The following is a 26,927-nucleotide window of genomic DNA, read 5'->3' as shown; positions in this document are numbered from 1 at the left end:
GTAAAATCTGGAAAATTTTATCGTGGTACTTTTTCATGATCAGTGCAGAGCAAGCTTTATCCGAACTAAAAAAAGGCAATCAACGTTACGTTGAGTGCTACCAAAACAGTAATGTTCAACTCAATTCTGAGCAACGTAGCCAGCTAGCGTCTGGGCAAGCACCTTTTGCCATCATTTTGGGCTGCTCCGATTCTCGCGTTCCGGCAGAAATCGTGTTTGATCAAGGCCTTGGGGATTTATTTGTGATTCGAGTGGCCGGCAATATCGTAGCCCCTTCTCAGATCGCCAGCGTTGAGTTTGCGGTGGAGTCGTTTGGTACTCCGCTAGTGGTAGTGATGGGGCATTCCAATTGCGGCGCTATCAACGCAACAGTGGATTACCTGCTCGATAGCGATGCTAATGTCGCCAGCGGCAACTTAGAATCGATTGTCACTCGAATTTCGCCAGCAGTACTTGGGCTGATAAAACAAAATATCAACATCAAGGCCGATCAACTCAAACAAGTCGCGGTTAAAGCCAATGTAGAAAAGTCGGTACAAAAATTGGTGGGGAATTCGGACATTCTAACCAAAGCACTGGCGGAAAAACGCTTAACCATCGTTGGTGCCGAATATTCCTTAGAGTCAGGGCAAGTAGAGTTTTTCGACGACTAAAAACTCTATTGTTATACCCAAAATAGAAGGCTAGCTAAGCAAGCACCTTAGTCTTTCGACTCCTGATTGGCATTGGAGCGATAAGGATGGCGTGGCTTACGCTTTTTATTAGCGTTTTGATTTCGATTTTGGCCTTGGTGCGATTTATAAGCGCCCTTATTTTGCCCCTGCGACTGGTTACCGCGTTTTTTATGGCGCGGCTTTTGGCCTTGGTGGTCTTGGCTTGCGGTTTGCCCATGCAATTGATATTTAAACATGGAGTGGATCAGCTCGGATAAAGCCAGTCGATACACATCGCGCTTGAAGTTGACCACATGGCGCACCGGATACCAATAATTGACCCAGATAAAGTCATCAAATTCGGGATGGTTGGTGGCATTAAAATCAATTTTACTTTCGTCACTGTTCAGCTCCAGCAAAAACCACTTTTGCTTTTGCCCAATACACAAGGGCTTAGAGTTTTGACGAATTAGTTTTGGTGGCAATCGGTATTTATACCAATGCTGCGTACTCCCTAGAATACGGACATCATCTTTTTCAAGGCCCACTTCTTCATACAGTTCCCGATACATGGTCTGCTCGGCACTCTCTCCTGAGTGCACGCCGCCTTGCGGGAATTGCCATGACGTTTGTCCATAACGTCTGGTCCATAACAACTGGCCTTGTTTGTTACATATGATGATGCCGACGTTGGCTCGAAAGCCTTCTGCGTCGATCATCTATCTATCCAATAAAAAACTTTGGTATCATTGTGCCACCAGAATGAAATCTCGACAATCATTATTTAACGACCTTTGCACTGATGAAGTATGATTCCCCACAAGCCTTGCTCGACAAGGCACAAATCCTTGCTGGCTTTAGTTTGGGCGAATTAGCGCAACAATATCAGGCGCTAGTGCCGGAAAATTTGCTGCGCGAAAAAGGTTGGGTTGGGCAGTTTTTGGAGTATTTACTGGGAGCTGAATCTGGATCACTTGCGCAACCCGACTTTCCCAGTATTGGGGTTGAAATGAAAACCTTACCCATCGATCGCCAAGGCAAACCGCTAGAATCCACCTACGTCAGTGTTGTGCCACTAACCAATTTACATCAGGTACAGTGGCAAGGTTCGGTAGTACAACAAAAACTTCAGCATGTATTGTGGGTCCCTATTATTGCCGAAAAGCAGCTCCCAATAGAACAAAGAACCCTCGCCATGCCGTTCTTATGGCAACCTTCGCCAAATGAACAACAAACGATACAAAATGATTTCGAAGAAGTGATTGAAACCATTGCCATGGGTAGAATTGATACGATTGATGCACGCTTTGGTGATATTTTGCAAGTCAGACCCAAGGCCGCCAATTCAAAAGTTGTTACCGATTCAGTGGGACGCGATGGTGAAATGATAAAAACTTTACCGCGCGGCTTTTATATACGTCCACAATTTACTGCAAAAATTTTGCAACAACAATTTTGAAACGGTTTGCTTTACGCTCATGCTTTCAAGTGATCATAAAAACCGTCAATTCGAGGTCTAGTTACAAAACTTTTGATAACGAAATGGGGGAACAGCTATTTTGCCAAGGCAGGACTAATTACGCTTGGGTTTTAGGGGTGGGGAGACTTAAATTCGCCCCTAACAGGAAGGTTATTTTTTTTTTCCGATTCTAGGTTAACCAAGTCTTCTTCTTTCTCTGACTGCTTTTTTACTGCTCGATAGTTCATTGCTTGATAATAAGCAATACGTTTTTTTTGCAATTGGGTATTTAATTCATTAGCAGCTTCTAGGTATTTATTTTTATAAAAACCTGCCTTGTCATCATCCTTAATCTCGGTAAAGTACTGTGATAAAACTAGGCTACTGTCACGAACTTCCCTAATATTATTTACTTCCTTAGCATAATTATAAGCTGCCAATGCTAACGGCTCTATTTTCTCGAGCTCTTTGAGCTCTAAATAAATTTCTGCCATAGCAATTTGTGCATCAACCAACATTGACTTCCAACCAAAAGTCTTTAGCTTCGGATATTGTTGCTCATAAATTCGCTTGGCCTCTGCAGTTTTGCCTGTTTCATTCGAAAGCTTGGCTCTGTATACATCGAGCGTCAGGTAAGCCATATTATTTTGAGCCTTCCGGCATTCGGTGGTCGCGCTATCAATATCAAACTGCACTTGCTTGTGATTACCCAAGGTTAAATTGAGCAAGGCTAACTCTAGGAAACCAAAACAATTGTAGTAATCACTATTATTACGTTTTGCCTGCGCAAGAATCATTCTGATTAACTCTTGCGACTTATCAAAAATGCCTGCATTGGTATGCTGCGATAGCGCATTTTGTAAGATACTTTGCTTAAGCTCGGCCGACTCAATTTCATCTATCCTGTCTAAGATTTCATAGAGCTCTATAAAACTTTTTTGATAGTTACCGCTTGAAGCCAAAGCAACAACTTGTAGCGATTTTGCCCTAGCCACAAAATCATACTTATTCGCTAATGATTCTGCTTTTCTTGAATAACCTAATGACTCTTGGATATTACCTCTTATAAGCTCCGAGTGGGCTCGCAGATTATAAAACTGTGTTCGTTGCGGTTTTGATAGATTGTTCAACTCTTGAGCTAACTCAGCTAGCTGGCGTTTGGCTTCATTAATATCATTAAGCCTGATCGAATAAATATAATCTAACTTTTCCTGATACGAGCTTTCTTGATGCGAGCTTTCTTCAGTTTGGGCAACAACAGACGCGCAAACAAGAAATAAAACAACACTGGCGAAGAACTTCTTCATAATTCCATTTTAGCACAAAATTTGTGCTCTTCTATCAATTTATCGTTTGGCTATCAAAGCCTCACTAATATTAAACTTATTTAAAATTTCATCATTCGCTTCTAATTCACCGTAGGGCTCTAACACCATGGTTGTTATCAAATTTAGCTCTGCATTAACCAGATCTTTTAGTTCCATTCTTTCGATGCGCGTTTCGAGTATTGGTAACACCGCACATTCATACAAAATTATTGAATGATCCAGTGGATACCACTGACTGAGGTGTTCGACTAAAATCGCAGGGCCTTTTTCAGGGAAATCAAAACTTCGAGCTGTATACTCCCCTATCAGACCAATTTGCCACAAAATCACATATCCCGCAGGATTAATATTGTGTTTATAAAATAAAAGCTGTGTTGCTTCAAAAGCTTGCACGCCTTGTGTTGCAGGGTCTATACCTACATCGGCATACAGCGCCAAATCCGCTGAAATTCCTGGCAGCATGTTAGCTTCGAAGCCTTCTTTTCGCGCGACCCTAACCGCCTCATGGGGCGCCCAAGCAAAAACCCCTGCGTGACCGTAAAAAGCACCACACACTTTTTTCCCTTGACGCACTGCCTGCATCATAACCTCAACCATTTCTTCATAGCTGTCCATGCGATGCTTAGTCTTACCATATAAATACTGCAAACTCTGATGGTTTGGGTTAAGTTTATCAAGCCAACTGTCGCCCACGGCTGAAGACATCAAACTGAATACCTGATCCGCCTGCTTAATGATTTCTTGGCAACGAACCGAAATATCGCCCCCAATAAGCATGCCGGTACTGACTATGGTTAGGCTTCCGCGATTTGAATCCATATATACCCTCTATTAGCATAAAAAAAGAGCACCTAGGTGCTCTTATTACTTGGACAACAATGTTAACACTTTGGTAAGTGAATGATGGTTATTGCTAAATGGTTATCGTCTAACAGTGACTTTATTGCTTTTTGATCACCCGATAGCACTACCTCAACCTGCTCTTTTGGAACATCAGCGCCTAACAATACCGCCTCGGGACTTTTCACATACGCTTGTAATAACTCAGGATCTTCACCCAACCGAACTATTAAATTTTTAAGATTAGTTAGATCTTGATTAGTCTGTGCCATTTGTTCTCCCTTTAACTTTAATCAATTGACGCTATTAATATATGCAAATTTGCATTAAATGCAATCATTGTCTTTACAATCAGATAAACAGGACGCATAAAAAAGCCAGCTCTAGGCTGGCTTTGTTAAAGTTTATTATCTAATCTTGATGATAAGAGTCGATACTAGGGCAAGAGCAGATCAAGTTTCTGTCGCCATAGACATCGTCGACACGATTTACCGAAGGCCAGAACTTTCCATCCATAGTCGCCTGCGATGGATACACCGCATCTTGGATCGAATAAGGTTTATCCCAGTGGCGAATATCCGCTTGGGTATGCGGCGCATTTTTCAGCGGGTTATTCTCCGCATCCCATTCGCCAGAGCGAACCTTTTCCACTTCTTGACGGATATTAATCATGGCTTCGATAAAACGATCCAACTCGTATTTAGATTCCGATTCGGTGGGTTCGATCATAAAAGTTCCCGCTACTGGGAAACTCATGGTCGGCGCGTGGAAGCCATAATCCATTAAGCGTTTAGCAAAATCCACTTCACTAATTCCAGTTTCGGCTTTAATCGGACGCAAGTCAATGATGCACTCGTGCGCCACCTTATCGTTACGGCCGGTATAAAGCACCGGATAATGCGCCGCCAATTTATTTTTCAGATAGTTAGCATTTAGTAGCGCCACTTCGGTCGATTTGCGCAAACCCTGACGACCCAGCATCTTGATATAAGCCCACGATATCGGCAAAATCATACCCGAGCCGTATGGTGCTGCTGATACCGCACCTTGCTCCGCTTCAACCGAATGTACCTTGCGCACACTGTGGCCAGAAACGAATGGCGCTAAATGTGACTTAACGCCAATTGGCCCCATGCCTGGGCCGCCGCCGCCATGCGGAATAGCAAAAGTTTTGTGCAAGTTCAGATGCGATACGTCCGAACCAATCTCGCCCGGCTTGGAAATGCCCACTTGCGCATTCATGTTGGCGCCATCCATATAAACCTGACCGCCATTGTCATGAATAATCTCGCAAATTTGCTTAATTTCTTCTTCATAGACACCATGAGTCGAAGGATAGGTGACCATCAGCGCGGCTAAATTATCTTTTAACTCGCTAGCTTTTGCTTCTAAATCCGCAACGTCTACATTGCCATTTTCGTCACATTTGGTTACCACCACCTTCATCCCCGCCATTTGCGCCGAAGCTGGGTTAGTACCGTGAGCCGAGCTGGGGATCAAACAAATGTTACGGTGCGATTGACCAATCGATTCATAATATTTCTTAATTGCCAACAAACCAGCGTATTCGCCCTGTGCGCCAGAATTGGGTTGCATTGAGACAAAGTCATAACCCGTGATCTCAACCAAATCGGCTTCTAACTCTTTGATCATTTCGAGATAGCCCGTAGTTTGCTCTTCTGGCGCGAACGGATGGATATGGGCGAACTCTGGCCAAGTGATTGGGATCATTTCCGAAGTCGCGTTTAACTTCATGGTGCAAGAGCCCAACGGGATCATACCGTGCGCCAAGGAGAAGTCTTTATTTTCCAAACGCTTTAGGTAACGCAACATATCCGTTTCAGAATAATAGTCGTTAAAGGTCGGGTGGGTTAAAAAGTCGGAAGTACGAACCAAATGACTTGGGATCGACCCTTCAGCTTTGCCGTCCAAATAATTCAAGTTGGAAGTTTCACCCGTTAATACCTGAATCAGGGCTTCAATGTCCGCTTGGGTTTTAGCTTCATCAATGGATACACCAATCTTATTGCCGTCATAGCGCAAGTTAATTTGCGCTTGCTCGGCGCGCAATTTAATCGCATCCACATCGTCAGCAATAAAAGTGAGGGTATCGAACCAGCTATTATTAACCAAGGTCATACCCGCATCTTTTAGTGCCTCAGCAACTACCGAAGCGTAGCGGTTGATACGATTTGCAATATTGGTTAAGCCTTTTTTGCCATGATAAACCGCGTAGAAGCCAGCGATATTAGCTAATAGCACCTGCGCAGTACAAATATTCGAAGTAGCTTTTTCACGACGAATATGTTGCTCACGAGTTTGCATCGCCATGCGCATCGCTTGGTTGCCGCGAGTATCCACCGAGACTCCAATAATGCGTCCTGGGATTGAGCGCTTAAAAGTATCCCGTGTGGCGAAATAGGCCGCATGAGGACCACCAAAACCCATTGGTACGCCAAAACGCTGCGCCGAACCAAAGACCACATCCGCGCCCATCTCACCAGGTGATTTGAGCATCACCAAACTCATAATATCCGCTGCCACGCAGGCAATTGCTTTTTTCGCGTGCAAGTTTTCAATAATCGGCTGCAAATCGTGAATTTGTCCTGTGATGTCGGTGTATTGCAATAAGGCACCGAATACATCAAGGCTGTCTAGTTCAGCCAAGTCACCCACATGAATATCCCAGCCATAATGTTCGGCGCGAGTTTTTACCACATCAATGGTTTGCGGGAAGACATTTTTATCAATAAAAAACAGATTGCACTTTTTATTCTTAGACGAACGTTTGGCAAGTGCCATCGCTTCTGCCGCGGCAGTAGCTTCATCGAGCAAAGAAGCCGAGGCAAGTTCCATGCCACTTAAATCCAAGCTCATTTGCTGAAAGTTTAAAATCGCTTCTAAACGGCCTTGTGCAATTTCTGGCTGATAAGGGGTATAGGCGGTATACCAGCCCGGATTTTCCAACACGTTACGCAAAATAACCGTCGGCGTAACCGTATCATAATAGCCCATGCCAATATAGGATTTAGCGACGGTATTTTTATTCGCTAGGCTTTTCAAGTAAGCCAAAGTTTCCGCTTCCGAGCGCGATTCATCCACTGCCAATGGCTTGTCCACTTGGATCTTGTGTGGAACCGCCTGTTCGATCAGATCATCCAATGAATCCAAGCCCAACTCCTGCAGCATCGCCTGAATTTCATCTTCGCGCGGCCCTAAATGCCGGCGAATAAAATCATCGTGTTGCTGTAAATCATTCAAACTTGTTTGCTCAGCCATTGCTAAAACTACCTTAACTAATTGAAATATCTGTTAAAAAACTAAAAGCTTAACTCACGCTATAAAACTGAAAAAGCCTCGATAAACTATCGAGGCTAAAACTTAATATTATCTTATCGGGGTTAGCTAGGACCCTTGATGTTATTCGTTTCAGTACTAGGCAAAGCGTTTCAAGTCGAAGCGTGGTTTGCTTTTCGCAAATGAGCTGAGTCTTGGAATGCTTTAACGCCGTAATGAGGCGAATAATTATTCGTCAGCGATTTCTTCGGCGTACTCTTCCGCCGATAAAAGTTTATCCAAATCACCCACATCCGCCAATTCCATCTTAAACATCCAGCCATCGCCATAAGGATCGCTGTTAACCAGTTCAGGCGAATCTTCCAGTTCTTCGTTAACTTCGATAATGGTGCCAGCAATCGGTGCATAAATATCAGAAGCCGCTTTTACCGATTCGACCACTGCAATTTCATCATCCGCAGCGACTTCTTCATCAGTTTCTGGAGCTTCAACAAACACCACATCACCCAGCAATTCTTGCGCGTGATCGGTAATGCCGACGGTAACTACGCCTTCACCTTCATGACGGATCCACTCGTGGCTTGATACATATTTTAATTCTGCTGGAATTTGGCTCATTGCTATTATCCTCTACTGCCCCACACTATTTGCCTTGAACTGCTGCCCTTACGCTCGAAACCAGAAGCGGTTCAAATTAAGGGCATATTCTATCCGAAACTGCCGCCTGACCCAAGCAAAACTATGCTGGAAACAGGCTTATTAGGCTTTAAACTAAAGCTTCGCCTTTACGCACAAAACAAGGCTTCACCACTTTGGCACTCAGTTGCTTTTTACGCACCTGCACCAACACATTTTCCGCATCCACTGAGCGCGCTACTCGCGCCATGGCGATACTCTTGCCGGTAGTTGGCGACATGGTGCCAGAAGTAATTACGCCAACAATATCACCATTGGCCACCACCTCTTGACCTTCGCGCATAATACCTTTATCTTCCAGCACTAAACCGATCAATTTGCGCGGAATACCCGCCTCTTTTTGCGCCGCCAGTGCCTTGCGCCCAACAAAATCACGCTCCGCAGGCTCCCACGCAATGGTCCAGCCCATATTGGCCTCTAATGGCGAAACCGTCTCGTCCATATCATGGCCATATAAATTCATACCCGCTTCAAGCCGCAAGGTATCACGCGCCGCTAAACCCGCAGGTTTTACTCCAGCGGCTTCGAGCTTATTCCAAACCGCAATGCCCTGCTCATCAGGCACCATGATCTCATAACCGTCTTCGCCAGTGTAACCGGTACGCGCCACAAACCAGCTGCCAGCCTGTACCGCTACAAATGGTTTCAAATCTGCCACTAGCGCTTGCTGCTGCCCATCCATCACTGAATTGGCTTTCTCAATCGCCTTTGGGCCCTGCACCGCAATCATGGCTACGTCGGTTTTTTCCGCTACCGAAACGTCAAACTGCTGCGCCACATTTTCCATCCAAGCCAAGTCTTTATCGCGCGTAGAAGCATTAACCACTACTCGATAATGGGTATCGGTTAGGTAATACACGATAAGATCGTCGATCACGCCTGCATCTTCGTTTAACATGCCGCTATACAGCGCTTTGCCAGCCATTTGCAACTTATCCACGTCATTGGCCAATAAATACTGTAAATACGCTTTGGCCTCTGAACCAGTGACTTCCACCACCGTCATGTGCGAGACATCAAACATACCGGCGTCCTGACGCACTGCATGGTGTTCATCAATTTGCGAACCATAATTTAGCGGCATATCCCAGCCACCAAAATCGACAATTCGGGCATTGGCATCGACATGAGCTTGATAAAGAGGTGTTTTATTGGCCATTTGAAATTTCCACAATGAGTAAATTGGACATCAGTGGCGGGCAATTATACAGGGGAATCTTGATTTGGAGAAGCAAAGTAAAACAAGGATCACTGGTTACTTATGAACCGCCATTCCCGCGCAAGCGGGCGGCCCTGGGAAGTGCTCGTGCTGAATCCAGCTAACTTGGATGCTGTGTATACTGATTAATTTTCCCTTTGGTTAGAATTAACTCCATCAGTGACCAGTACTGCGCCAGTTCCTTGCTCTGCCAATTGATCGTCAGGGTTGTAAATTGGGCAGTTTTTCATGGAAAGGCAACCACAACCAATACAGCCCGTGAGTAACTGCTGCAAGCGCTGCAATCGCTCGATTCGTTGCGCGAGTTGTTGCTCCCAGCCTCGAGATAAACGCTGCCAATCTTGTGCCGTTGGCTCGCAACCGTTAGGTAAACTGTCCAAAGCCTGCTTGATCTCATCGAGACTGATACCCAGCTGTTGCGCCGCTTTGATTAAAGCAATTCTACGCAAAGTCGATTTCTGATAAATGCGTTGATTACCTGCATTGCGCTGGCTGCGGATCAGCCCCTTTTTTTCGTAAAAATGTAGCGCCGACACATTAACCCCACAGCGTTTAGCCACTTTCCCCACCGATAAATACTCAGCTGTCATAGCCAATTCCTATCAAGCTCATAGTTTTCTCTATAGTACGCTTAAACACCCTTGACCTCAACTTAAGTTGAGATTTTATCATAACGACCATCAAACCTTATTTACCAATAGGAATTTATAATGAATGCAAAACCATCCACCACTATCGCTTTCGCTGCTAGCAACAGCTCTAACTCAATCAACAAACAATTATTAACCTATGCAAGCGCCTTAGTCGATAAAGCTAAGGTTGAAATTTTAGACTTAAACGACTTTCAGTTGCCGCTGTATAGCGAAGACTTTGAAAAGCAATCAGGCAGCGCAAGATTTTCTGACAAAACTGCAAACAGCCGATGGTTTTATCATCAGCCACGCCGAACATAACGGTTACTTTACCGCTGTGTATAAGAACTTGTTGGATTGGCTTAGCCGTATTGAGCGTAATATTTTTTCCGATAAACCTACCCTACTATTATCCACCTCTCCCGGTGCTAATGGCGGCGCTACCGCTTTAAAACATGCGGTGACCTCTGCGCCCTTTTTAGGTGCAAAACTGGTAGGTAACATGGCATTAGCTAATTTTTATGATAATTTTGATCTTAATCAAGGGCAATTGATCGAACCGCAATATCAAGCCGAGCTTAAAAATTTAGTGCTTCAATTGCAGCAGGCGCTATCGCAAAACACGCAAGCACTAGCTCAAGCCGTCTAGCAGCAGTTACGTCTAGCAATCTATAGCACAAGGAGCAAAAGGATGATTCAATTAGAGCATATCAATTTAGTGGTCAGCGATGTGGATGCCATGCTGCATTTTTATGGTGCCGCCTTCCCACATTGGCATATTCGTAGCCAAGGTACTGGCGATTGGAATGGCAAGCCGCGGCGCTGGCTTCACTTTGGCGACGACTACAACTATATCGCGCTAAGCGATAATGGCGAGGGAGACAATCGCGATCTATCCGGTCATCAAGTGGGCCTTGCCCACTTTGCGTTTGTGACCCATGATCTGGCTGCGATGATTAATAGGTTAGAAGCGGCTGGTTATGACATTCATAAAGCTGGCGCAGACAATCAGTACCGAAAAAATATCTACTTTCTAGATCCGCAAGGTTTCGAAGTGGAGTTTGTGGAATACCTAAGCGATATTCCGGCTGAGCGAAATTCAGACGACTAGCTTTCGCTTTTTTTGATCAAGTAAATCACTGGCAAGATCCCTACCGCTACTAGCATCACCGCTGGTAGCGCTGCCAGTTGCCACTCACCTTCCGAGGTGAGCTCATAAATCCGAACCGATAAGGTATCCCAACCGAAGGGACGTAATAATAAGGTGGCCGGCATCTCTTTCATCACTTCCACAAAAATCAGCAGCATGGCCGTTAGAACACCCGGTTTAAGCAAGGGCAAATAGACCCGATAGAGCAACTCTTTCTTATCAGCGCCAAGACTGCTGGCCGCTTCAATTAAGCTTGGTTTTATCTGCGCCATTGAATTAGTCACTGGACCTTGAGCAATCCGCAGAAAACGGATCACATAAGCAAAGCAAAGACCAAAGATCCCGCCCAATAACCATTGCCCAGCACCGAATTGCGCCTCCAAAGCATTAAGGCTCAAGACGACTCCAACCGCTAACACAGTGCCAGGCAACGCATAGCCTAACAAACCAAATTCACTGAGTAACGACCAAGCTGGACTAAACTGGTTTTGTAGCTCTAAGCGCCTTTGCGCAAACGCCATTAATAACGCCACGATTAAAGTCAGCGCGGTTGCAATCAAAGCCAAACTCACGCTATTGGATAGCAATTGGCCGATCGCTTGATCGAAGCCTTGATACGCCAATGACCAATAGATCAACTGCATTAGCGGTAACACAAAACCCACCGCAAAAACCAACCAAGCGGTTAACTGCATTAAAATACCACTCAAACCAGTCAAAGGCTTTCGGTGTTGTTGCAGCGCACTGCCTGCTTCTGTGAAACGACCCTGTCCACGTCCCCAACGTTCGGCGATTAAAGCTAGAAAAACCATTAATAATAGTATCGAGGCCAACTGCGCCGCGGTTTGCAAACTGAACAACCCAAACCACGACTTGTAGATGGCGGTGGTAAAGGTATCGTAATTAAAAATCGATACCGCGCCAAAATCGGCAAGGGTTTCCATTAACACAAGCGCCACACCTGCAACCCAAGCAGGCCGCGTCATGGGGATGATCAGCTTCCAAAAAGCTGCGTTTTTTGAATACCCCAAGGTTCTGGCGCTTTCATAACTGGTGCGGCCCTTTTTAATTAAAGCAGCGCGCATCAGCAAGTAAACGTAGGGGTATAAACTCAAGATAAAGACTATCGCCACCCCAACCGAATTACGAATATCAGGTAGCCAACTTATCGGCAGTCCAAACCATTGCAAACTTTGATGAAGTGCTCCGCCAAAATCGCTAAAACCTAAAAATACAAACGCCAAGATATAAGGCGGGATCGCCAGCGGCAACATCAAGCCCCATTGCAATATTTTGCGCCCCGGAAATTCGTAGATGACCAGCAACCAAGCTAAACCTACCCCAAGACTAAATGCACCAAGCCCAACCAAAAGGCTTAACATCAAGGTGTTCTGTAATAAAGTGACTAGTTGGGTTTGCCATAGATGCTGCCACAAGTCGCCATCAATCTTAAGCCAAGCGGTAACTAAAGGAACAACCGGGATCAGCACCAATAAGGCGAGCAACAGCAAGATCAACTTGCTGCTAACTTTGCCTTTAAATAAAGGTAAAAAACCATGTCGAGTAGGCTCGGCATGGTTTCTATTATGGCTAATAAAAGGTTTCAAAAGCAGTTACAGCATTAATCTCTGAGATTTTACTTATAACCCACCCGATCCATCAGCTGCACCGACTGAGCTTGCAGTTCGCCAGCTTTTGATAAGTTCATATCATCTGCCTTTAATTCACCCCAAGCTTTAACCTGTTCGACCGGCTCAACCTTGGGATTGGCAGGATATTCCATGTTTAAACCCGCATACATTTTCTGGGCAGCTTCTGAAGATAGCCACTCAATTAGCTGCTGAGCACCTGCCACATTACCCGCATGTTTGGTGATAGCCGCTCCAGAAATATTAACGTGTGTCCCTTGCGCAGAGTCTTCCGGTAAATAAAGTGCTAAGCCAATGCTGGGATCTTCTTTTTGCAAACGACCAAAATAATAGCTATTCACAATTCCCACTTCGCATTGCCCTGCTTCAATCGCTTTCATCACTTTTGTATCGTTGGAAAAAGGTGCTGTAGCCAAATTATCAACCCAGCCCTGAACAATGCTTTCGGCCTTGGCTTGACCATGGCGGGCAATTAACATCGCCACCAAGGATTGGTTGTAAACCTTTTTAGAAGTGCGCAAACATAAGCGCCCTTTCCATTTTGGGTCGGCCAAATCTTCATAAGAGCTTAGGTCGCTCGGCTTAATTTTATTGGCGTCATACACCATGGTCCGCGCTCGCACGGTTAAACCAAACCAATGATTATCCGGATCCTGTAGATAATCAGGAATATTGGCTTCAAGCACTGCCGAATCAATCGGCTGCACAACCTCTTCTTGTCTCGCGAGCCATAAATTGCCAGCATCAACCGTCATAAAAATATCTGCCGGCGTTCTCTCGCCTTCCGCTTTTAAGCGAGTGACCAAAGCGCCTGCTTTATCGGTAACGTATTTCACTGGAATACCGGTATTGGCAGTAAACTCTTCAAAAAAAGGCTTGATCAAATGCTCTTTACGCGAAGAATACACCACGATTTCGTCATTTGACGCTAGGCTTTCAGCTTTTGTCTCTGTGGCTGAATTAGCCATAGCTTGTTTAGAGGCAGTTTTTTCAGAAACAGTCTGCTTTGAAGCCGCTTTGCCATCGTCTTTTTGTGTATCACAAGCTGCAAGCAGCACACTGGTCGCTACTGCAATGGTTAAAATCTGTTGTTTCATGCTTTTTTGGGAGATCAATAAAGTAAAACCAAATGATAATAGTTCTCATTTATAAATACAAGCTTTGATTGTTATGCTTAAGAAATAACCCGGTAATAAAAAAAGCCCTCACTGACGAGGGCTTTTAGTAGACTGCTATGACAGCTAATTTAAATGCTTGGTTAAAGCACTAGAGTCTTTAACTTTATAGAGCTCTGAGGAACCTTCCTTCATCAAGTATCCAGCTTTATTAAATAGCCATACCTGTTTTTCTCCATCTACATCCATCTCCACTTTGTATTCAAACAAAGGCATCAGCTTTTCTAAAGCACGTTGCTTTGATTGCCAAGTAGCAACGATAGCATCTATATCTTGTTCGCTATCAACTGTCGCAACCGCTTCCGATTGTTTGGTGTATATGGTTGCCTTTCTTGCGCTATCTTTACAGGCCATAATGCTAGCCACCATCAATGTCATTAATACAATATTCTTGATCATTACTCAGCTCCTTGAGCAAACTTTTTTGCAAGACGATAAGCACGACGACGACCAGCGATCAAGCCCAACAAGGCTAACAAGCCGAAGCCAGCTGAACCACCACCGCCGCCACCCGATGAAGCTTCATTTACAGTGACTGTAACTGATGCTGTCGAAGATTCGCCAGAAGGATCGGTAACCGTAACTTCAAACTCTAAAGTAGTCGCTGCAGTAACTTGCGGTGCAACAAACGACGCAGTGCTGCTCGACGCATTATTAATGGTCACACTGGTTCCTGAGGTCTGCGTCCAAGCAAAGCTTAAAGTATCACCATCCGGATCACTGCTGGAACTAGCATTTAGGTTCACAGTAGCACCTTCATTAGCTGATAAACTGCTACTAGCGACTGCTGCCGTTGGCGCTTGATTTACAGTAACTCTCACCGCAACGGTTGCTGTTGAGTTCAAGCCATCTGGATCGGTAACCGTAACTTCAAACTCTAGGTCGGTTTCTGCTGAAACATCCGGTGCAGTAAAGCTAGCTTGAGCCGAAGAAGCCCCCGACAAATTCACATTAGGGCCGACGGTCTGCGTCCAAACGTAAGTTAGAGTATCACCATCCGGATCACTACTCGAACTAGCATCTAAGGTCACGTTGGTATTTTCGTTGGCGGTTAAACTGCTACTAGCCACCGAAGCCACTGGCGCTCGATTTGGAAATTCCACCACAATAGAAGCATTAGTGGGCTGAGAGCAGCTTGACGAATCAGTAACGTCCAAAGAAACGTTGCCAGTATAAGCATCGCTGTAGGTATGAGTAGGGTTAGCTTGAGTGCTATCGGTAGCGCCATCACCATCAAAATCCCACTGGTACGTATAGCCACTACCCGAACCACCGGTTACCACCGAGGTAAAGCTGACAATTTCACCCACTTCCGCAGGATTAGGAACAATGGTTGCTATGGTAACGCTAGGCGCGGTACAAGCATCCGTACCGTCTAAAGTTTTTGCGCCTGAGTCACTCGGATCGAGCCAAGCTTTTAATTGTGAGGCAGCAGTTCCTCCACCTTCCCATTGCTGAGAAACGCGACCATACCAATCAGGATCGTTTGGTGCTGAACAAGACGCTAAGCCGCCATGCAAAGTACCTACTATATGATGATTCGGGTTCCAAATCGCTGAACCAGAAGAGCCACCTTCGGTGGTGCCTTGATCCCAAGCTCCAATACGAAGGTGAGAACCGTTAGCTACAGGCGTGTCACTAGAATAGTTAGTAATAGTCGCAGGATCGTCATCGAAACTAATGCGTTTTTCATCGCCAGCGGGGTGATGAATCGCAACCGACTTGATTGGCGCATCCGGATTATTATCCCAACCCGCCCAATGAACATTAAAAGCGTTGCTGGGCGCAGAATTTAACTCCACCAAAGTCATATCCGAACCGGGCCAGGTTGCTCGCAAAGTAGCGCCCGACTGGCTTTGGCTCTTGCTACCGTCAGGGGTTCCATCACAAACACTGGTTTCAAAGTTCCAGTAGAAAACCATACTACTCACTTCAGATTGATTGCTAACACAATGGTTAGCCGTCAAAAAATAGGGTTTTCTATCCAGTGCGGTGTTATTAACTAAAGTACCGGTACAAACGAATCCACCGCCACTAGTTTGAAAAGAGTAATGCGCTACTGAGCGAATTTCTTTACGCCATGGATCGGCCACAGGGCAAACGACGTCAATATTACAGCTACCCGACTTAGCAATTGAAATCTTATCGATGCCGCGATAACCCTGGTTGATATCAGTCAAATCAAAGCTGACATACCGTTGTAGATTTTCTGGGACAGAGATCTCGATAACGGCTTTTCCACCCAAGATTAATGGCGTCCAAAGCTCTTGAAAGGCATTGTTATCTCTCTCAGTGAATGGCCCAATAACCTGACTGTGATCGGAATTATAAACGTGTAGTTGAGCCCCTCTCGGTAAAAACACATTTTTAAAACCAAAACTTAAATTGTGAGTATTTTCAGCATTCACCGCTAATCGCCAGATCGACTGACCATCAGCTTTAGTCCAGCGACCTTGATCGCTGTAGTTATCTTTTGCTCGATAAGCCACCGCGTAACGGTAGACCTTCTCAAATTTATTAAACTTTTTGTCTTCCGCAGCAATTTTATTCATATCCAACGCCGGGATCTTTAACTCTGGTGCCGCAGGCAAACTTTTGAGCGCATGACTCAGCGGCAAAACTTGGTAATTGCTCTCTTGGGATTGTGCGGAAACACTTGTAAACATTAGTAAAGCCAAACTGGCTAGCGGGAAAATAGCTTTTTTCATCAAATAACACCCTTGATCTTAATAACTGACCAAGTATAACCCGCCGTGCCTGAATGGAAAGTGAAACTGCGAAAAAAGTATAAACTTGCTACAAATGGATACAACTTTTGATAAAAATCAATAAGTTAGGTGATAAAATCAGAAGCCTAAAGCTTTTTTAATTACTTGTTGTTTGAGAGCTGGCTGCTTATCAAGTAGTTTCATACCCCAAGCTCGCGCCGTTTGCACCGCTGGATGAGTCTGCTCAAACAAGCTTTTAAAGCTTTGCATCGCTTGTTGCATCAGCCAAATATCTCCTTGGCGCTGGCGTTGATAAGGCCTTAGACAAGCTAAACTACCAATATCTTTTGTTTTAGCCGCAGCTTTGAGAATAGTTTCTGCCAATACCTTAGCATCAGCAAATCCTAGGTTAACGCCCTGACCTGCCAAGGGGTGAATGGTGTGAGCGGCATCGCCAATCAAAGCGAGTCGTGGCTGGATACTGGTTGCAACAGTCCTTTCGATAAGTGGAAACGCCAGTCTTTGGCTAGCTAAAGTAACGGTTCCTAACCGTTGTTCGAAGTCTTGTTGCAACTGCTGTTCAAAATCCTCGGGCTCAAGCTGCAACAAATAATCGGCGAAAGATTCCTTGGTGGACCAGACGATTGAGCAGTAATTAGGATCGGGTAAGGGCAAAAAGGCTAAAGGGCCATGCTGATCGAAACGTTGAAAAGCAGTAGCTTCATGACTTTGCTCGGTTTTAATGGTCGCGACTAAAGCTTTATGGCCATAAGGTTTTTCCCTAACTTCTATTCCTGAATTTTGCCTGAGCCAAGAGAAAGCTCCATCGGCAGCTACCAACAGTTTAGCCGTAAGTCGCTCGCCATCGGCTAACAGCAATTCGGCGTGCTCTGCTTGATAGTCAACCGATTGACATTGGCGCTCAAAATAATAATCGATATTGCTAGCACTTTGACCAGACTGATACAAAGCCTTTCTTAATACTCGATTTTCGATGATGTGCCCGAGGTTATCTTCACCAATAGAAGTGGCCTTAAACTCAATTGAGCCTTGGCTAGATTCGCCGTCCCAGACAGACATCTTCTGATAAGGCGATTTTTGGTTGGCTTCAATCAAGGGCCAAGCGCCGACCTGTTTAAACAGGTTTTCAGAAGCGCGGGTAATGGCGCTAACCCGCAGATCATAGCCTTGACTCCAATCGAGTTCGATCCCCTTAGAGTCTATCAGCGCCACTTTAAGCTGGCTGCTTTTTAATTGGCCGGCGAGTGCCAAGCCCACCATGCCACCACCAACAATAATCAAATCATAGTGTTTCATTTAGCAAACCCTTTCATCGAAAGCCCATAGCATTTTTCGCTAATGTTTCTTTGGCGATTGGCACTATATCCACCGCTTTCATTAATAGGTTACGGCTCACCGACAAAAGTTTCGAGTCATTGGCAAACAGCCTTGCCAAAGATTCGGTGATCCATACCGTATGCTGACGATCAGCTTGGCGCGCTTGCTGGTATTGGTTTAACCATTGGTAATCGCCCAGATCTGCTTGTGGATCGCTTGCTAATTTAGTGGCAACAAAAGCTTGAAACGCCATTATGTCACGGATGGCCAAGTTCAATCCTTGGCCTGCTATCGGGTGTAATGACTGGGCCGAATTACCCATCAATAAGCAGCGCCCTTTGATGGTATTGTCAGTCACCAACTGCACCAGCGGAAAAGACTGGCGTCTGCCAACCCTAGTAACCTTCCCCAAACGTGCACCAAAAACATCTGTTAGCGCTTTGCCAAAATCACTCACTGAGGCGCTCAATAAAGCTTGCGCTTCGGCCTTCGGTTGCGACCAAACCACCGATAAGCGATTACTGGATAAGGGTAATAACGCTAGCGGGCCTGTATTGGTGAAACGCTCGAATGCCCGGTTCTGGTGGGGCTGTTGCGTTTGTATATTGCACACGATCGCCTCGGCTTTAAAGTCGGTCAGTTTTGCTTCAAAAGCTAACGACTCCCTTAATTGCGAGCGAGCGCCATCGGCCAAAATAACCAGAGGCGTTTTCACTTGGTAAGACTGCTCTTCACTGACAAGGGTTAATAGCGCCTGATTAGCATTATTTTCTGGCTTGCTTTGTTCAATTTTAGTAACTCGCGCCGGACAGCAGTAGTCGATTCCATGCTGAGTCAAGGAGCTAATTAACGCTTGTCCTAACCGAAAATTTTCTACCACAGCACCCAGCTCATCAAAACCGTAGTCTTGGGCATGAATTCTAGTGAAGCCGTAATGTCCCTGATCGGAAACGTGGATATGATGTATCGGATTTAGAAAGGGTAAAACCTGAGTTAAGCCCAATTCAGACAGAGCATTCAAAGACGCTAACGACAAAGCCACACTGCGATCATCAAAACTGGGCTGCTGCTCGCTATCGATAGCAAAAGGCTCAACAACCAAGGGACTGATCCCAATAGCTTTTAAACTGATCGCAAGAGTAGCACCGACCAGCCCGCCACCGACAATGACTAGAGGGTAATTCGATTCTAAATTTACGCCGTTTGTTGCATCCATCGCTCAATCTCGTCTCTGCATTTAGGCACTGCTTTGGATAAGATATCGTAACCCTTTTTGGTCACAACCACGTCATCTTCAATCCTAATGCCGATACCGCGCCACTTCTTTGCAACTTTGCGATTGCTTTTGCTAATGTATATTCCCGGCTCAACGGTCAACACCATGCCCGCCTCGAGTAGGCGCGATTGCCCATGTACCTGATAGTCGCCAACATCATGCACATCCAAACCCAACCAATGGCCAGTTTTGTGCATGTAAAATTCTTTGTAAGTTTCCTTGGCAAGATTATCCTTTAGGCTCCCTTTCAAGATTTTTAGCTCGATTAGACCTTGAGTAATGACCTCAACCGCCTTGTCGTGAATATCGTTCCAATGGTTGCCAGGTTTAACCATCTCAATCGCAGCCAGTTGCGCTTTAAGCACCAGATCATAGAGCTGCGCTTGCGGCTCGGTATATTGGCCACTGATCGGAATGGTGCGCGAAATATCCGAAGCATAATATTCAAACTCGCAACCCGCATCCACCAGTAGCAATTCACCATCCTTGAGTGCACTATCATTCTCAATATAGTGCAAAATATTGGCATTATCGCCTGCCGCCACAATCGACGGATAGGCAGCATTACGACAAGCGTTTTTGGCATAATGATAGAGCAACTCGGCTTCCATATCGGCCTCGCTTTTACCAGCAGCGCAAGCACTCATCAGAGCTTTATGCGCTTTGGCCGATGCATTGGCCGCGAAGCGCATCCGCTGAATTTCGGCTTGAGTTTTGATCAGACGCATTTCGTGTAGATGATGCTTAAGATCGATCATCTCGCCTGGACGCGCTACTGATTTATTCTGCGGCTGGCTGAGTTGGTTGCGCCACTCCAAAATTTGTTGATCAAACTCAGGATTGACCCCCAACTCAAAATAGATCCGCTCCTTGCCTTCCATTAAACCGGGCAAAATATCGTCGATATCCGTGATGGGAAAAGCATCGTCCGCAGCAAGATATCCCATAGCACCTTCTTGGCCAAGGCGTTTGCCATGCCAAGTTTCTTGCATGGGATCTTTTTCGCGATTAAATAAAATAAATTCCCCATGCTTACGATTGGGGATCAACACAACCACCGCTTCTGGCTCATTAAAGCCGGTCAAATACCAGAAATCACTGTCTTGTCGATAAGGATAATTAACATCGCGACTACGAACTTTCTCACTTGCGGCGGGCAAAATAGCAATGGAATTTGGCCCCATCCATTGCATCAAACGCTTGCGTCTGGCGGCAAAATTGATCGCTTGCATAAATTAGTGAATAGACTCTTTATTACTATTGTTAGCGGTAGCTGTCGGCTCAGGCTGATTGGCCGCAAAGATAATTTGTGCTGACATTTTTAGATGCTCACAAATGGTCATATAGGCCTCTTCCAACTCTTCAACCTCTTCGGCGTTACTGTCGATTTGAGCAATTTGCGCCAGATCTTGCAGTGCTTCTTTGGCATCACCTTCAAGTTCTTTTTGTTGCTTAATTAAACCGTAACCGGTTAAAAAACCTTGCGCCCAATCGCCAATCGCCGCCACTCGCTGGGGCAGCGGATAATCGTCTTCGGGTAGAATCAAATCAATACTGAAGGAATCAACCTGATAGTCTTTTTGGGTAAAGGCCAATAAGGATTCTAAACCTTCCAATCCTTCGGCTGGCAGGGGATCGCCAGAATTCAAAAAATCGGCCAACTCTTGATGCCACAAACCCTCTTTGGGGACATAGCCATTGGTCACCAAACCATGTAACATTCCCGCCAATTGGGATGCGGATAAATCAGGAAGGTAGGTTAAACAGAGTTCATTTACTTGAGAATAAGCTATCACATTCGGATCTCATTGGGCGCCAAATAAGAGCCCTAAGTTTACCCTTTGCCCTAGTGAAATCCCAGTTTAAATGTCAAAAAGGCATAATTATTGGCTTTTTCGTGCAATTTACCTTGAGCAAAGATTGACCAGCCAAGCGCTGAACCTTATAGTATGCTTTAATAAATGATTATAACTGTCTAAGGAATATGGCAAATTCACTATCCCAATTGGAACTATTAGAAAATAAAATCAATGGTCTAATTGAACAGTTTGATAAAATTAATGCTGAGAATACGGCTTTGCGTAATCAGGTCAATCAGATGCTGAGCGAAAAAGAGCAGCTTGTAAATAAAAACGAATCGGCTCGTAAACAAATCGATCTTATGATCCATCGTTTACGCTCGATGTAATCTTATCTTATCAATTTAAGACAACGCTATGTCCAGTTCAAAAAACTCCAGTGAGAAAGTCATTCCCGTCAATATCTCGATTCTTGGCAAAGAATTTCAAGTGGCGAGCCCTGAAAGCGAACACCAACAATTGCTGCAAGCGGCTAACTTTTTAGATAAACGCATGCGTGAAATCCGAGAATCCGGCAAAGTACTAGGTTTGGAGCGGATCGCCGTGATGGCTGCCTTAAACTTAAGTTATGAATTGTTAAGTAAGTCCGACTCTAACCCAGAAGAAATCTCTATAATAAACAACAAGCTACAGAGTTTGAGCGATAAAATTGATCACTCTTTAGAAAGTTGCAAACAAATCGAGCTCGCAAATAACTAGTTATGTTATACTGTATTTGCCTGGACTGTTCGTCAGTAGCGAACGTTCTTGAGCCGATAATATTTTTTTAGGGAAGCCTTAGCTAGGAAGTGTTGTGCAAGTCCGTTTCGACCGGAAAGCCTGATCATCCGCCTGGTTTCCCCCCTGAACCTTTGGGTTCTAGGGCCTCTACCTACAACGGCAGTCTGGGTTTTTAATGAATTTAGCAATCGCGCAAAAAAATCATTTAAGAGCGCGCATTAAACATCAACGTAACACCCTTACCAAACCCTTTATGGAGCGCTCGGCGCTGGCACTTTTGGGTCACCTGTCTGCTGCAAAAATTATTGAAGATCACCAAAACTTTGCCTTTTATTTGCCGATTAAAGGCGAGATCAGTTGCTGGCCTTTGATCGAATACGCTAAATCGCTCAATAAACATAGTTTCCTACCGAAAGTATTTCCCAACAAAAAGCGAGGCATGTGGTTTTTACCCTATGAGGGCAAAGAGTCAGTGCAAAAAGGCCCGTTTGGGATCTTGGAACCAACTGCCAATATTAAAGACGCGATCCGTCCCAGCCAATTGGATGTGATTTTTATGCCTTTGGTCGCTTTCGATAATCTTGGCAATCGAGTAGGCATGGGCGGCGGCTATTATGACTCAGTGTTAAGTAATTTTAAAAAGCAGCAAAAACGCCCTTTACTTATTGGGTTAGCCTACAATTTTCAGCAGGTAAGCCAAGTACCATTGCAAAGTTGGGATGTCACCATGGATGCGGTTGCAACGCCTTCTTACTTTTTAAAGTTTCCTTCTCAAGATTAAAATCGAAGAATCCTTCCAGCGCTGACTTACAATCAGCAAGCGCTTGATTTACAATAATTGCAAAATGCATTTGCTGCGGGGACAGTATGAATCAAGACGAACTAAAAGCTTTAGTTGGTAAGGCCGCGATGGATTATGTGGTCGAAGATGCCATAGTTGGTGTAGGTACTGGCTCCACGGTGAATTATTTTATTGATGAGCTTGCCAAGATAAAACACAAAATTAAAGGGGCCGTTTCCAGCTCGGAAGCTTCTACCAAACGGCTTGAATCGCATGACATCGAAGTGTTTGACCTAAACCAAGTCTCCGAAATTCCAGTGTATGTTGACGGCGCCGATGAATCCAACCATCTATTGGCCTTGATTAAGGGTGGTGGCGGCGCTTTAACCCGCGAAAAAATTATCGCCGCAGTTGCCGATACCTTTGTCTGTATTGCCGATGAATCCAAGCTGGTTCGCAGATTAGGAGAGTTTCCGCTGCCAGTAGAAGTAATTCCAATGGCTCGCAGTTATGTGGCACGCGAAATCGTCAAGCTTGGTGGCGATCCAGTCTATCGGGCAGGCTTTACCACCGATAATGGTAACGTTATTTTGGACCTTCATGGCTTAGAAATTAATGAGCCGATGAAACTAGAAAATCTGCTCAATGGTATCGTTGGAGTGGTAACTAATGGACTCTTTGCCGAACGCTCAGCAGACGTGTTATTGTTGGGAAAAGAAGACGGTGTGGAAACCATAAAACGAGCCAGTGCGGTTTAACCACCGAGATTAGTTGCGCCACCAACTGAGCATTTGATTTTTGTGATCCCAATAGATGTGAAAGGGAGAGCAAGTCCCAGCAAAATCCTTTAACACTAATCCCTGACAGTTTTGACAAGACTTAAAGCCTTCAGGGTTCTCTCCAAACTGCTCGACCAAAGAATCATCCTGCGCTTCGATTGCCAATTGGCCTTTTGCAGAGCAGAGCGCATTCTGTTGACTGGGTTTATTAATAAAAAACTCGACAAAATCCACCTGCTCGACTTCATCCTCTATCAATACCGCCACTAACACGGTGCGCGTTCCAAAACCGACCAGCGCCCTTTCTTGTTCACCGTCATTATTAATATCTAACCACAGCTCGGGCTGATTTTGACTCCAGTCGTGTTTTGACCAACGCTCTGCTAGCAACTCAGCTTCATAATCACCACCACAAGCCGTAATGGTGCACAAGCCTATTAGCAATAGCAGCAACCTAATGCTGAATACCATACTTATCCATCAAGCTGTATAGGGTTGGTCGAGTTACTCCTAACAACTTCGAAGCATTGGAAATATTGCCATTGGATAAAACAATCGCTCTTTGAATGGCTTTTGATTCAGCTGCCTCACGAACCTGGCGTAAATTAAGCGGCATCTCTTCCAGCTGATCTTCGCCAATTTGTAAATCGTGCGCACTAATTTGCGGATTTTCTGACATCACCACCGCAGACTTAATCTTATTCTCCAGCTCGCGCACATTGCCCGGCCAACTATAAGATTCCATTGCGTGCACCGCATCAGAAGTAAAACCACGCAAATTACGACCATACTGCTTGCCATATTTATCCAGCAAAGAACGGCCAATCAAAACCACATCGCCATTGCGTTTAGCGAGCGAAGGGATCTCCAAACCAATCTCACTTAAGCGGTAAAATAAGTCTTCTCTAAAGTCCCCATTTTCCACCAACTCGGTTAACGGTTGATGGGTTGCCGCAACAATCCTCACATCCACCGCGATTGAATCTCGGCCACCCACTCGCTCAATTTGGCGCTCCTGTAAAAAGCGCAATAATTTCGCCTGTAGCGACAAGGGCATATCGCCGATTTCATCTAAAAATAGAGTTCCGCCATTGGCGCTTTCAATTTTGCCAATGGTTTGCTTATTGGCGCCAGTAAAAGCGCCCGCTTCATAACCAAAAAGCTCACTCTCTAATAAATTATCAGGGATTGCGGCACAATTAATAGCCACCATCTTTTGCTCTTTGCGCGGACTGATTTCATGAATCGCGCGAGCCAATAATTCCTTACCAGTACCGCTATCACCATACAGCAAGACACTGACATTAGTCGGGGCAACTTTTTCAACCTTTTGGCAAACTGACAACATCTCTGGGCTGCTAGCGATGATGCCATGAAAACTGCTGGTCTGACGTTTAAATAAGTTACGGTTATCTTCTTCGAGTTCCGCCAATTCAAAAGCACGCTTTACAATCAAGGATAACTCTTCGACCTGAATGGGCTTTTGATAATAGTCGTAGGCACCTTTTTCTACCGCACTCAGCGCTACCTCACGCTGATCGTTGCCAGTGACCACAATAACCTTGGTCGTTGGCGCCAACTTTAGAATTTCATCCAATAACGCTAAACCAACACTGGCATTAGCCGGATCGGGCGGCAGGCCTAAATCCAGCGTGACTACTTTAGGCTGAAAACGTCTTAGCTCAACGATCGCTTCTTGGTGGTTATTTGCTACCACCACATTATATTCATCGAATGACCATTTGAGCTGTTTTTGCAAACCTGCATCATCTTCAATAACTAATAAATCCAATTTATTTTGAGTCATCCTCATCCCCTGTTGTTATAGCCATAATGGCAGTGCAATGGGTGCCCTCACCCAGCTTGCTACGTATTATTAAATCACCCTCAAAGCTTCGGAGCAAATGTCGACATTGATATACCCCGATCCCCATTCCAGCATTACCTTTGGTGGTCTGGAAAGGTTTAAAAAGGTGATCTCGCATAAACTCTTCGCTCATACCCACCCCATTATCACGAATATGCCAATAGAGATCTTTGTCCTTAATCTCAATCCAGTGCTCAACTTTGGCATTAGCTGCTTTGTCAGCAGCAACCGCTTGGCGAGCATTTTCATCCAAATGCAAAATAATATTGCACAGCTGATCTTCAAGCCCAATTAACAATACCGCTTCAGAGCCACCTTCAATCTTTATCAGCGGATTAACTTCTGCAACTTTGGCCTTGAGCGATGCCAAATAGCAAACTGCACTTTCCACCTTGGGTATTTCTTTACGCCGTAAATCCTGCAACATTCTTGTTAAGCGTTGATTGGCGCTGGCCACAGTAGCAAAGGTATCTTCGATAAACTCTGGATTATTTTTGAATTTTTCTGCGTTATGGCTAATTAATTCTAGCTGCGCCGAGACATTTTTAATATCGTGCACCACAAAGGTTGAAACGCGATTAAAAGCTTCCAACTCACGCTGCTCATAAAGTCTTGAAGTAGCTTCGAATAATTCGATGTAGCTGGCCATTTGCTGACCAGCCGCTTTCAACAAATCGTGATCTTCCCAATTTAAGTTTTGCTGCTCATCAGAAACTTTCAGCCCGACAATCCCTACCAATTCATTTTCACGACGCAAAGGAACAAAGATATGCAAATCTTGAAACTTGTGTTGTTCTAAATCCAGTGACAAACCGCGGTACACTTCCGGTGTAATTCGAAACTCATTCAGATCTACTACCCAATTGGTTTTTTGCATAAACTCGATAAGGCTATCGGGTAATTTGAAATCACTATTTGATACTAGCGGTGAATCCCAGTGGTCAATAAAACTAAAACGATTGGAAACTTGATACCAAAGTTTTCCGCCAGAACTGTCGATGATACTGGCCAACGCTTGGATCGATTTGGCATAAAAATCTTTTTCGCGATGAGCAAAGTCCAAAGCCGAATTAAAACCGAGCCAACTCTCTCGATAGTCATACTTATAGAAGGAAAAGACTTTTGCAAAACTAATTTTGAATTGACTGCGTTTGCGCTTATCGTAGCTGTACCAAAAAAGGGCAGCCACGATACTGACAATAATCGCCAACAAGATCTCATAAAAGATGGCTTTTGGTGTTAACCGGTTGAGATCGTAGAACAGCCAAAACAACAGACCAAAGAAGACCACAAAACCTAAGAATAGCCAAGAAAAGCGATTATCTTTCCAGCTGAAAGTAATAAAAATTACGAAAATGAAAATCAAGCCAACGAGCGTGACGATCCCCATAGCTATCCTTTATAAGCCGTTATCCTATTGTTATAAAAGATATTTTACTGGATTACTACTCGTAACCACAACTCTTAGAGAATTTTGTGCGCTGGATTGGTGGTAAGCTTG

At 44.8% G+C, this 26,927-nt stretch carries 25 protein-coding genes, 1 other RNA gene and 2 pseudogenes; 9 read left to right on the top strand and 19 right to left on the bottom strand.

What is annotated here, in order from left to right:
• Positions 1–35 precede the first annotated feature (35 nt).
• Positions 36–653 (top strand): carbonic anhydrase, encoded by a 618-nt coding sequence (locus NFS34_RS04675; protein WP_251358728.1) that lies wholly within the window; start codon positions 36–38, stop codon positions 651–653.
• Between the two features lie 239 nt (positions 654–892).
• Here NFS34_RS04675 and rppH read toward each other — a convergent pair.
• Positions 893–1,372 (bottom strand): annotated as a pseudogene (gene rppH, locus NFS34_RS04670) (RNA pyrophosphohydrolase); the annotation flags it as partial.
• Between the two features lie 83 nt (positions 1,373–1,455).
• Here rppH and mutH point away from each other — a divergent pair.
• Complete coding sequence (gene mutH, locus NFS34_RS04665; RefSeq protein WP_251358727.1) at positions 1,456–2,112, top strand: DNA mismatch repair endonuclease MutH; 657 nt, start codon at positions 1,456–1,458, stop codon at positions 2,110–2,112.
• A gap of 131 nt (positions 2,113–2,243) precedes the next feature.
• Here mutH and NFS34_RS04660 read toward each other — a convergent pair whose 3' ends face one another.
• The 7 genes from NFS34_RS04660 to soxR all read right to left on the bottom strand — a co-directional run bounded on the left by NFS34_RS04660 (position 2,244) and on the right by soxR (position 10,082).
• Positions 2,244–3,419, bottom strand: a complete 1,176-nt coding sequence (locus tag NFS34_RS04660; RefSeq protein ID WP_251358726.1) for a hypothetical protein — start codon at positions 3,417–3,419, stop codon at positions 2,244–2,246.
• 39 nt (positions 3,420–3,458) lie between these two features.
• Positions 3,459–4,259, bottom strand: coding sequence for an SAM-dependent methyltransferase (locus NFS34_RS04655; protein WP_251358725.1), 801 nt, complete (start codon positions 4,257–4,259; stop codon positions 3,459–3,461).
• A gap of 62 nt (positions 4,260–4,321) precedes the next feature.
• Positions 4,322–4,552, bottom strand: coding sequence for a hypothetical protein (locus NFS34_RS04650; protein ID WP_251358724.1), 231 nt, complete (start codon positions 4,550–4,552; stop codon positions 4,322–4,324).
• A 139-nt stretch (positions 4,553–4,691) separates the two neighbouring features.
• Positions 4,692–7,559 carry an aminomethyl-transferring glycine dehydrogenase gene (gcvP, locus tag NFS34_RS04645; RefSeq protein ID WP_251358723.1) on the bottom strand — a complete coding sequence of 956 codons (2,868 nt, stop codon included), beginning with the start codon at positions 7,557–7,559 and terminating at the stop codon, positions 4,692–4,694.
• Between the two features lie 246 nt (positions 7,560–7,805).
• Entirely contained in the window at positions 7,806–8,195 is a 390-nt protein-coding gene (gene gcvH / locus NFS34_RS04640) for a glycine cleavage system protein GcvH (RefSeq protein WP_251358722.1), read from the bottom strand.
• 148 nt (positions 8,196–8,343) lie between these two features.
• Positions 8,344–9,432, bottom strand: a complete 1,089-nt coding sequence (gene gcvT / locus NFS34_RS04635) for a glycine cleavage system aminomethyltransferase GcvT (protein WP_251358721.1) — start codon at positions 9,430–9,432, stop codon at positions 8,344–8,346.
• Positions 9,433–9,617: 185 nt separating this feature from the next.
• Complete coding sequence (gene soxR, locus NFS34_RS04630; protein WP_251358720.1) at positions 9,618–10,082, bottom strand: redox-sensitive transcriptional activator SoxR; 465 nt, start codon at positions 10,080–10,082, stop codon at positions 9,618–9,620.
• A gap of 120 nt (positions 10,083–10,202) precedes the next feature.
• Between soxR and NFS34_RS04620 the strand changes: the two are divergent.
• Positions 10,203–10,773, top strand: a pseudogene (locus NFS34_RS04620) (NADPH-dependent FMN reductase).
• Positions 10,774–10,815: 42 nt separating this feature from the next.
• Positions 10,816–11,235: a VOC family protein gene (locus NFS34_RS04615; RefSeq protein ID WP_251358717.1), complete on the top strand. Its 420-nt coding sequence runs from the start codon at positions 10,816–10,818 to the stop codon at positions 11,233–11,235.
• Here NFS34_RS04615 and NFS34_RS04610 read toward each other — a convergent pair.
• From NFS34_RS04610 to NFS34_RS04575, 8 genes are all read right to left on the bottom strand, one after another.
• Positions 11,232–12,791 carry an ABC transporter permease gene (locus tag NFS34_RS04610; RefSeq protein ID WP_376707965.1) on the bottom strand — a complete coding sequence of 520 codons (1,560 nt, stop codon included), beginning with the start codon at positions 12,789–12,791 and terminating at the stop codon, positions 11,232–11,234. The genes NFS34_RS04615 and NFS34_RS04610 overlap by 4 nt on opposite strands.
• A gap of 119 nt (positions 12,792–12,910) precedes the next feature.
• Complete coding sequence (locus NFS34_RS04605) at positions 12,911–14,020, bottom strand: extracellular solute-binding protein (protein WP_251358715.1); 1,110 nt, start codon at positions 14,018–14,020, stop codon at positions 12,911–12,913.
• Between the two features lie 144 nt (positions 14,021–14,164).
• Positions 14,165–14,497, bottom strand: a complete 333-nt coding sequence (locus NFS34_RS04600) for a hypothetical protein (RefSeq protein ID WP_251358714.1) — start codon at positions 14,495–14,497, stop codon at positions 14,165–14,167.
• The gene (locus NFS34_RS04595) at positions 14,497–16,806 is read right to left on the bottom strand and encodes a serine protease (protein WP_251358713.1); all 2,310 of its coding nucleotides are present in this window, start codon (positions 16,804–16,806) and stop codon (positions 14,497–14,499) included. The genes NFS34_RS04600 and NFS34_RS04595 overlap by 1 nt, the downstream gene beginning before the upstream one ends.
• Positions 16,807–16,944: 138 nt before the next feature.
• Entirely contained in the window at positions 16,945–18,123 is a 1,179-nt protein-coding gene (locus NFS34_RS04590; RefSeq protein ID WP_251358712.1) for a UbiH/UbiF/VisC/COQ6 family ubiquinone biosynthesis hydroxylase, read from the bottom strand.
• A gap of 13 nt (positions 18,124–18,136) precedes the next feature.
• Complete coding sequence (ubiH, locus tag NFS34_RS04585; RefSeq protein ID WP_251358711.1) at positions 18,137–19,360, bottom strand: 2-octaprenyl-6-methoxyphenyl hydroxylase; 1,224 nt, start codon at positions 19,358–19,360, stop codon at positions 18,137–18,139.
• Positions 19,339–20,652, bottom strand: a complete 1,314-nt coding sequence (locus NFS34_RS04580) for an aminopeptidase P N-terminal domain-containing protein (protein WP_251358710.1) — start codon at positions 20,650–20,652, stop codon at positions 19,339–19,341. Before NFS34_RS04580 ends, ubiH begins: the two co-directional genes overlap by 22 nt.
• Positions 20,653–20,655: 3 nt before the next feature.
• Positions 20,656–21,216, bottom strand: coding sequence for a UPF0149 family protein (locus NFS34_RS04575; protein ID WP_251358709.1), 561 nt, complete (start codon positions 21,214–21,216; stop codon positions 20,656–20,658).
• 188 nt (positions 21,217–21,404) lie between these two features.
• On the opposite strand from NFS34_RS04575, the gene NFS34_RS04570 reads away from it, so the two are divergent.
• The 5 genes from NFS34_RS04570 (at position 21,405) to rpiA (ending at position 23,538) form a co-directional block, all read left to right on the top strand.
• Entirely contained in the window at positions 21,405–21,608 is a 204-nt protein-coding gene (locus NFS34_RS04570; RefSeq protein WP_251358708.1) for a TIGR02449 family protein, read from the top strand.
• A gap of 28 nt (positions 21,609–21,636) precedes the next feature.
• Complete coding sequence (locus NFS34_RS04565) at positions 21,637–21,978, top strand: cell division protein ZapA (RefSeq protein WP_251358707.1); 342 nt, start codon at positions 21,637–21,639, stop codon at positions 21,976–21,978.
• Positions 21,979–21,992: 14 nt separating this feature from the next.
• A non-coding RNA gene (gene ssrS, locus NFS34_RS04560) (6S RNA) lies at positions 21,993–22,174 on the top strand.
• A complete protein-coding gene (locus NFS34_RS04555; protein WP_251358706.1) occupies positions 22,175–22,780 on the top strand; it encodes a 5-formyltetrahydrofolate cyclo-ligase in 606 nt (201 codons plus the stop codon).
• 86 nt (positions 22,781–22,866) lie between these two features.
• Positions 22,867–23,538, top strand: a complete 672-nt coding sequence (rpiA, locus tag NFS34_RS04550; RefSeq protein WP_251358705.1) for a ribose-5-phosphate isomerase RpiA — start codon at positions 22,867–22,869, stop codon at positions 23,536–23,538.
• Positions 23,539–23,547: 9 nt separating this feature from the next.
• Here the strand turns inward: rpiA and NFS34_RS04545 are convergent, their stop codons facing one another.
• The 3 genes from NFS34_RS04545 to prsK are packed head-to-tail and all read right to left on the bottom strand — an operon-like array spanning position 23,548 to position 26,816.
• A complete protein-coding gene (locus NFS34_RS04545) occupies positions 23,548–24,030 on the bottom strand; it encodes a hypothetical protein (RefSeq protein WP_251358704.1) in 483 nt (160 codons plus the stop codon).
• Positions 24,014–25,366, bottom strand: a complete 1,353-nt coding sequence (gene prsR / locus NFS34_RS04540; protein WP_251358703.1) for a PEP-CTERM-box response regulator transcription factor — start codon at positions 25,364–25,366, stop codon at positions 24,014–24,016. The genes NFS34_RS04545 and prsR overlap by 17 nt, the downstream gene beginning before the upstream one ends.
• Positions 25,353–26,816 (bottom strand): XrtA/PEP-CTERM system histidine kinase PrsK, encoded by a 1,464-nt coding sequence (gene prsK, locus NFS34_RS04535; RefSeq protein WP_251358702.1) that lies wholly within the window; start codon positions 26,814–26,816, stop codon positions 25,353–25,355. The genes prsR and prsK overlap by 14 nt, the downstream gene beginning before the upstream one ends.
• Positions 26,817–26,927 lie beyond the last annotated feature (111 nt).

The organism is Kangiella sp. TOML190, from assembly GCF_023706045.1.
In the GTDB taxonomy this organism is placed as follows: domain Bacteria; phylum Pseudomonadota; class Gammaproteobacteria; order Enterobacterales; family Kangiellaceae; genus Kangiella.
This window is presented reverse-complemented; position numbering and strand designations above follow the sequence as displayed.

What these genes read in the sequence shown, in the direction of transcription:
- NFS34_RS04590 (WP_251358712.1), bottom strand. Translation starts at nt 18,123, where the DNA reads ATGAAACACTATGATTTGATTATTGTTGGTGGTGGCATGGTGGGCTTG.
- mutH (WP_251358727.1), top strand. Translation starts at nt 1,456, where the DNA reads ATGAAGTATGATTCCCCACAAGCCTTGCTCGACAAGGCACAAATCCTT.
- rpiA (WP_251358705.1), top strand. Translation starts at nt 22,867, where the DNA reads ATGAATCAAGACGAACTAAAAGCTTTAGTTGGTAAGGCCGCGATGGAT.
- NFS34_RS04565 (WP_251358707.1), top strand. Translation starts at nt 21,637, where the DNA reads ATGTCCAGTTCAAAAAACTCCAGTGAGAAAGTCATTCCCGTCAATATC.
- NFS34_RS04570 (WP_251358708.1), top strand. Translation starts at nt 21,405, where the DNA reads ATGGCAAATTCACTATCCCAATTGGAACTATTAGAAAATAAAATCAAT.
- NFS34_RS04545 (WP_251358704.1), bottom strand. Translation starts at nt 24,030, where the DNA reads ATGGTATTCAGCATTAGGTTGCTGCTATTGCTAATAGGCTTGTGCACC.
- NFS34_RS04580 (WP_251358710.1), bottom strand. Translation starts at nt 20,652, where the DNA reads ATGCAAGCGATCAATTTTGCCGCCAGACGCAAGCGTTTGATGCAATGG.
- NFS34_RS04555 (WP_251358706.1), top strand. Translation starts at nt 22,175, where the DNA reads ATGAATTTAGCAATCGCGCAAAAAAATCATTTAAGAGCGCGCATTAAA.
- NFS34_RS04675 (WP_251358728.1), top strand. Translation starts at nt 36, where the DNA reads ATGATCAGTGCAGAGCAAGCTTTATCCGAACTAAAAAAAGGCAATCAA.
- NFS34_RS04595 (WP_251358713.1), bottom strand. Translation starts at nt 16,806, where the DNA reads ATGAAAAAAGCTATTTTCCCGCTAGCCAGTTTGGCTTTACTAATGTTT.
- NFS34_RS04615 (WP_251358717.1), top strand. Translation starts at nt 10,816, where the DNA reads ATGATTCAATTAGAGCATATCAATTTAGTGGTCAGCGATGTGGATGCC.
- gcvH (WP_251358722.1), bottom strand. Translation starts at nt 8,195, where the DNA reads ATGAGCCAAATTCCAGCAGAATTAAAATATGTATCAAGCCACGAGTGG.
- ubiH (WP_251358711.1), bottom strand. Translation starts at nt 19,360, where the DNA reads ATGGATGCAACAAACGGCGTAAATTTAGAATCGAATTACCCTCTAGTC.
- gcvT (WP_251358721.1), bottom strand. Translation starts at nt 9,432, where the DNA reads ATGGCCAATAAAACACCTCTTTATCAAGCTCATGTCGATGCCAATGCC.
- soxR (WP_251358720.1), bottom strand. Translation starts at nt 10,082, where the DNA reads ATGACAGCTGAGTATTTATCGGTGGGGAAAGTGGCTAAACGCTGTGGG.
- NFS34_RS04655 (WP_251358725.1), bottom strand. Translation starts at nt 4,259, where the DNA reads ATGGATTCAAATCGCGGAAGCCTAACCATAGTCAGTACCGGCATGCTT.
- NFS34_RS04600 (WP_251358714.1), bottom strand. Translation starts at nt 14,497, where the DNA reads ATGATCAAGAATATTGTATTAATGACATTGATGGTGGCTAGCATTATG.
- NFS34_RS04660 (WP_251358726.1), bottom strand. Translation starts at nt 3,419, where the DNA reads ATGAAGAAGTTCTTCGCCAGTGTTGTTTTATTTCTTGTTTGCGCGTCT.
- gcvP (WP_251358723.1), bottom strand. Translation starts at nt 7,559, where the DNA reads ATGGCTGAGCAAACAAGTTTGAATGATTTACAGCAACACGATGATTTT.
- NFS34_RS04605 (WP_251358715.1), bottom strand. Translation starts at nt 14,020, where the DNA reads ATGAAACAACAGATTTTAACCATTGCAGTAGCGACCAGTGTGCTGCTT.
- prsK (WP_251358702.1), bottom strand. Translation starts at nt 26,816, where the DNA reads ATGGGGATCGTCACGCTCGTTGGCTTGATTTTCATTTTCGTAATTTTT.
- NFS34_RS04650 (WP_251358724.1), bottom strand. Translation starts at nt 4,552, where the DNA reads ATGGCACAGACTAATCAAGATCTAACTAATCTTAAAAATTTAATAGTT.
- prsR (WP_251358703.1), bottom strand. Translation starts at nt 25,366, where the DNA reads ATGACTCAAAATAAATTGGATTTATTAGTTATTGAAGATGATGCAGGT.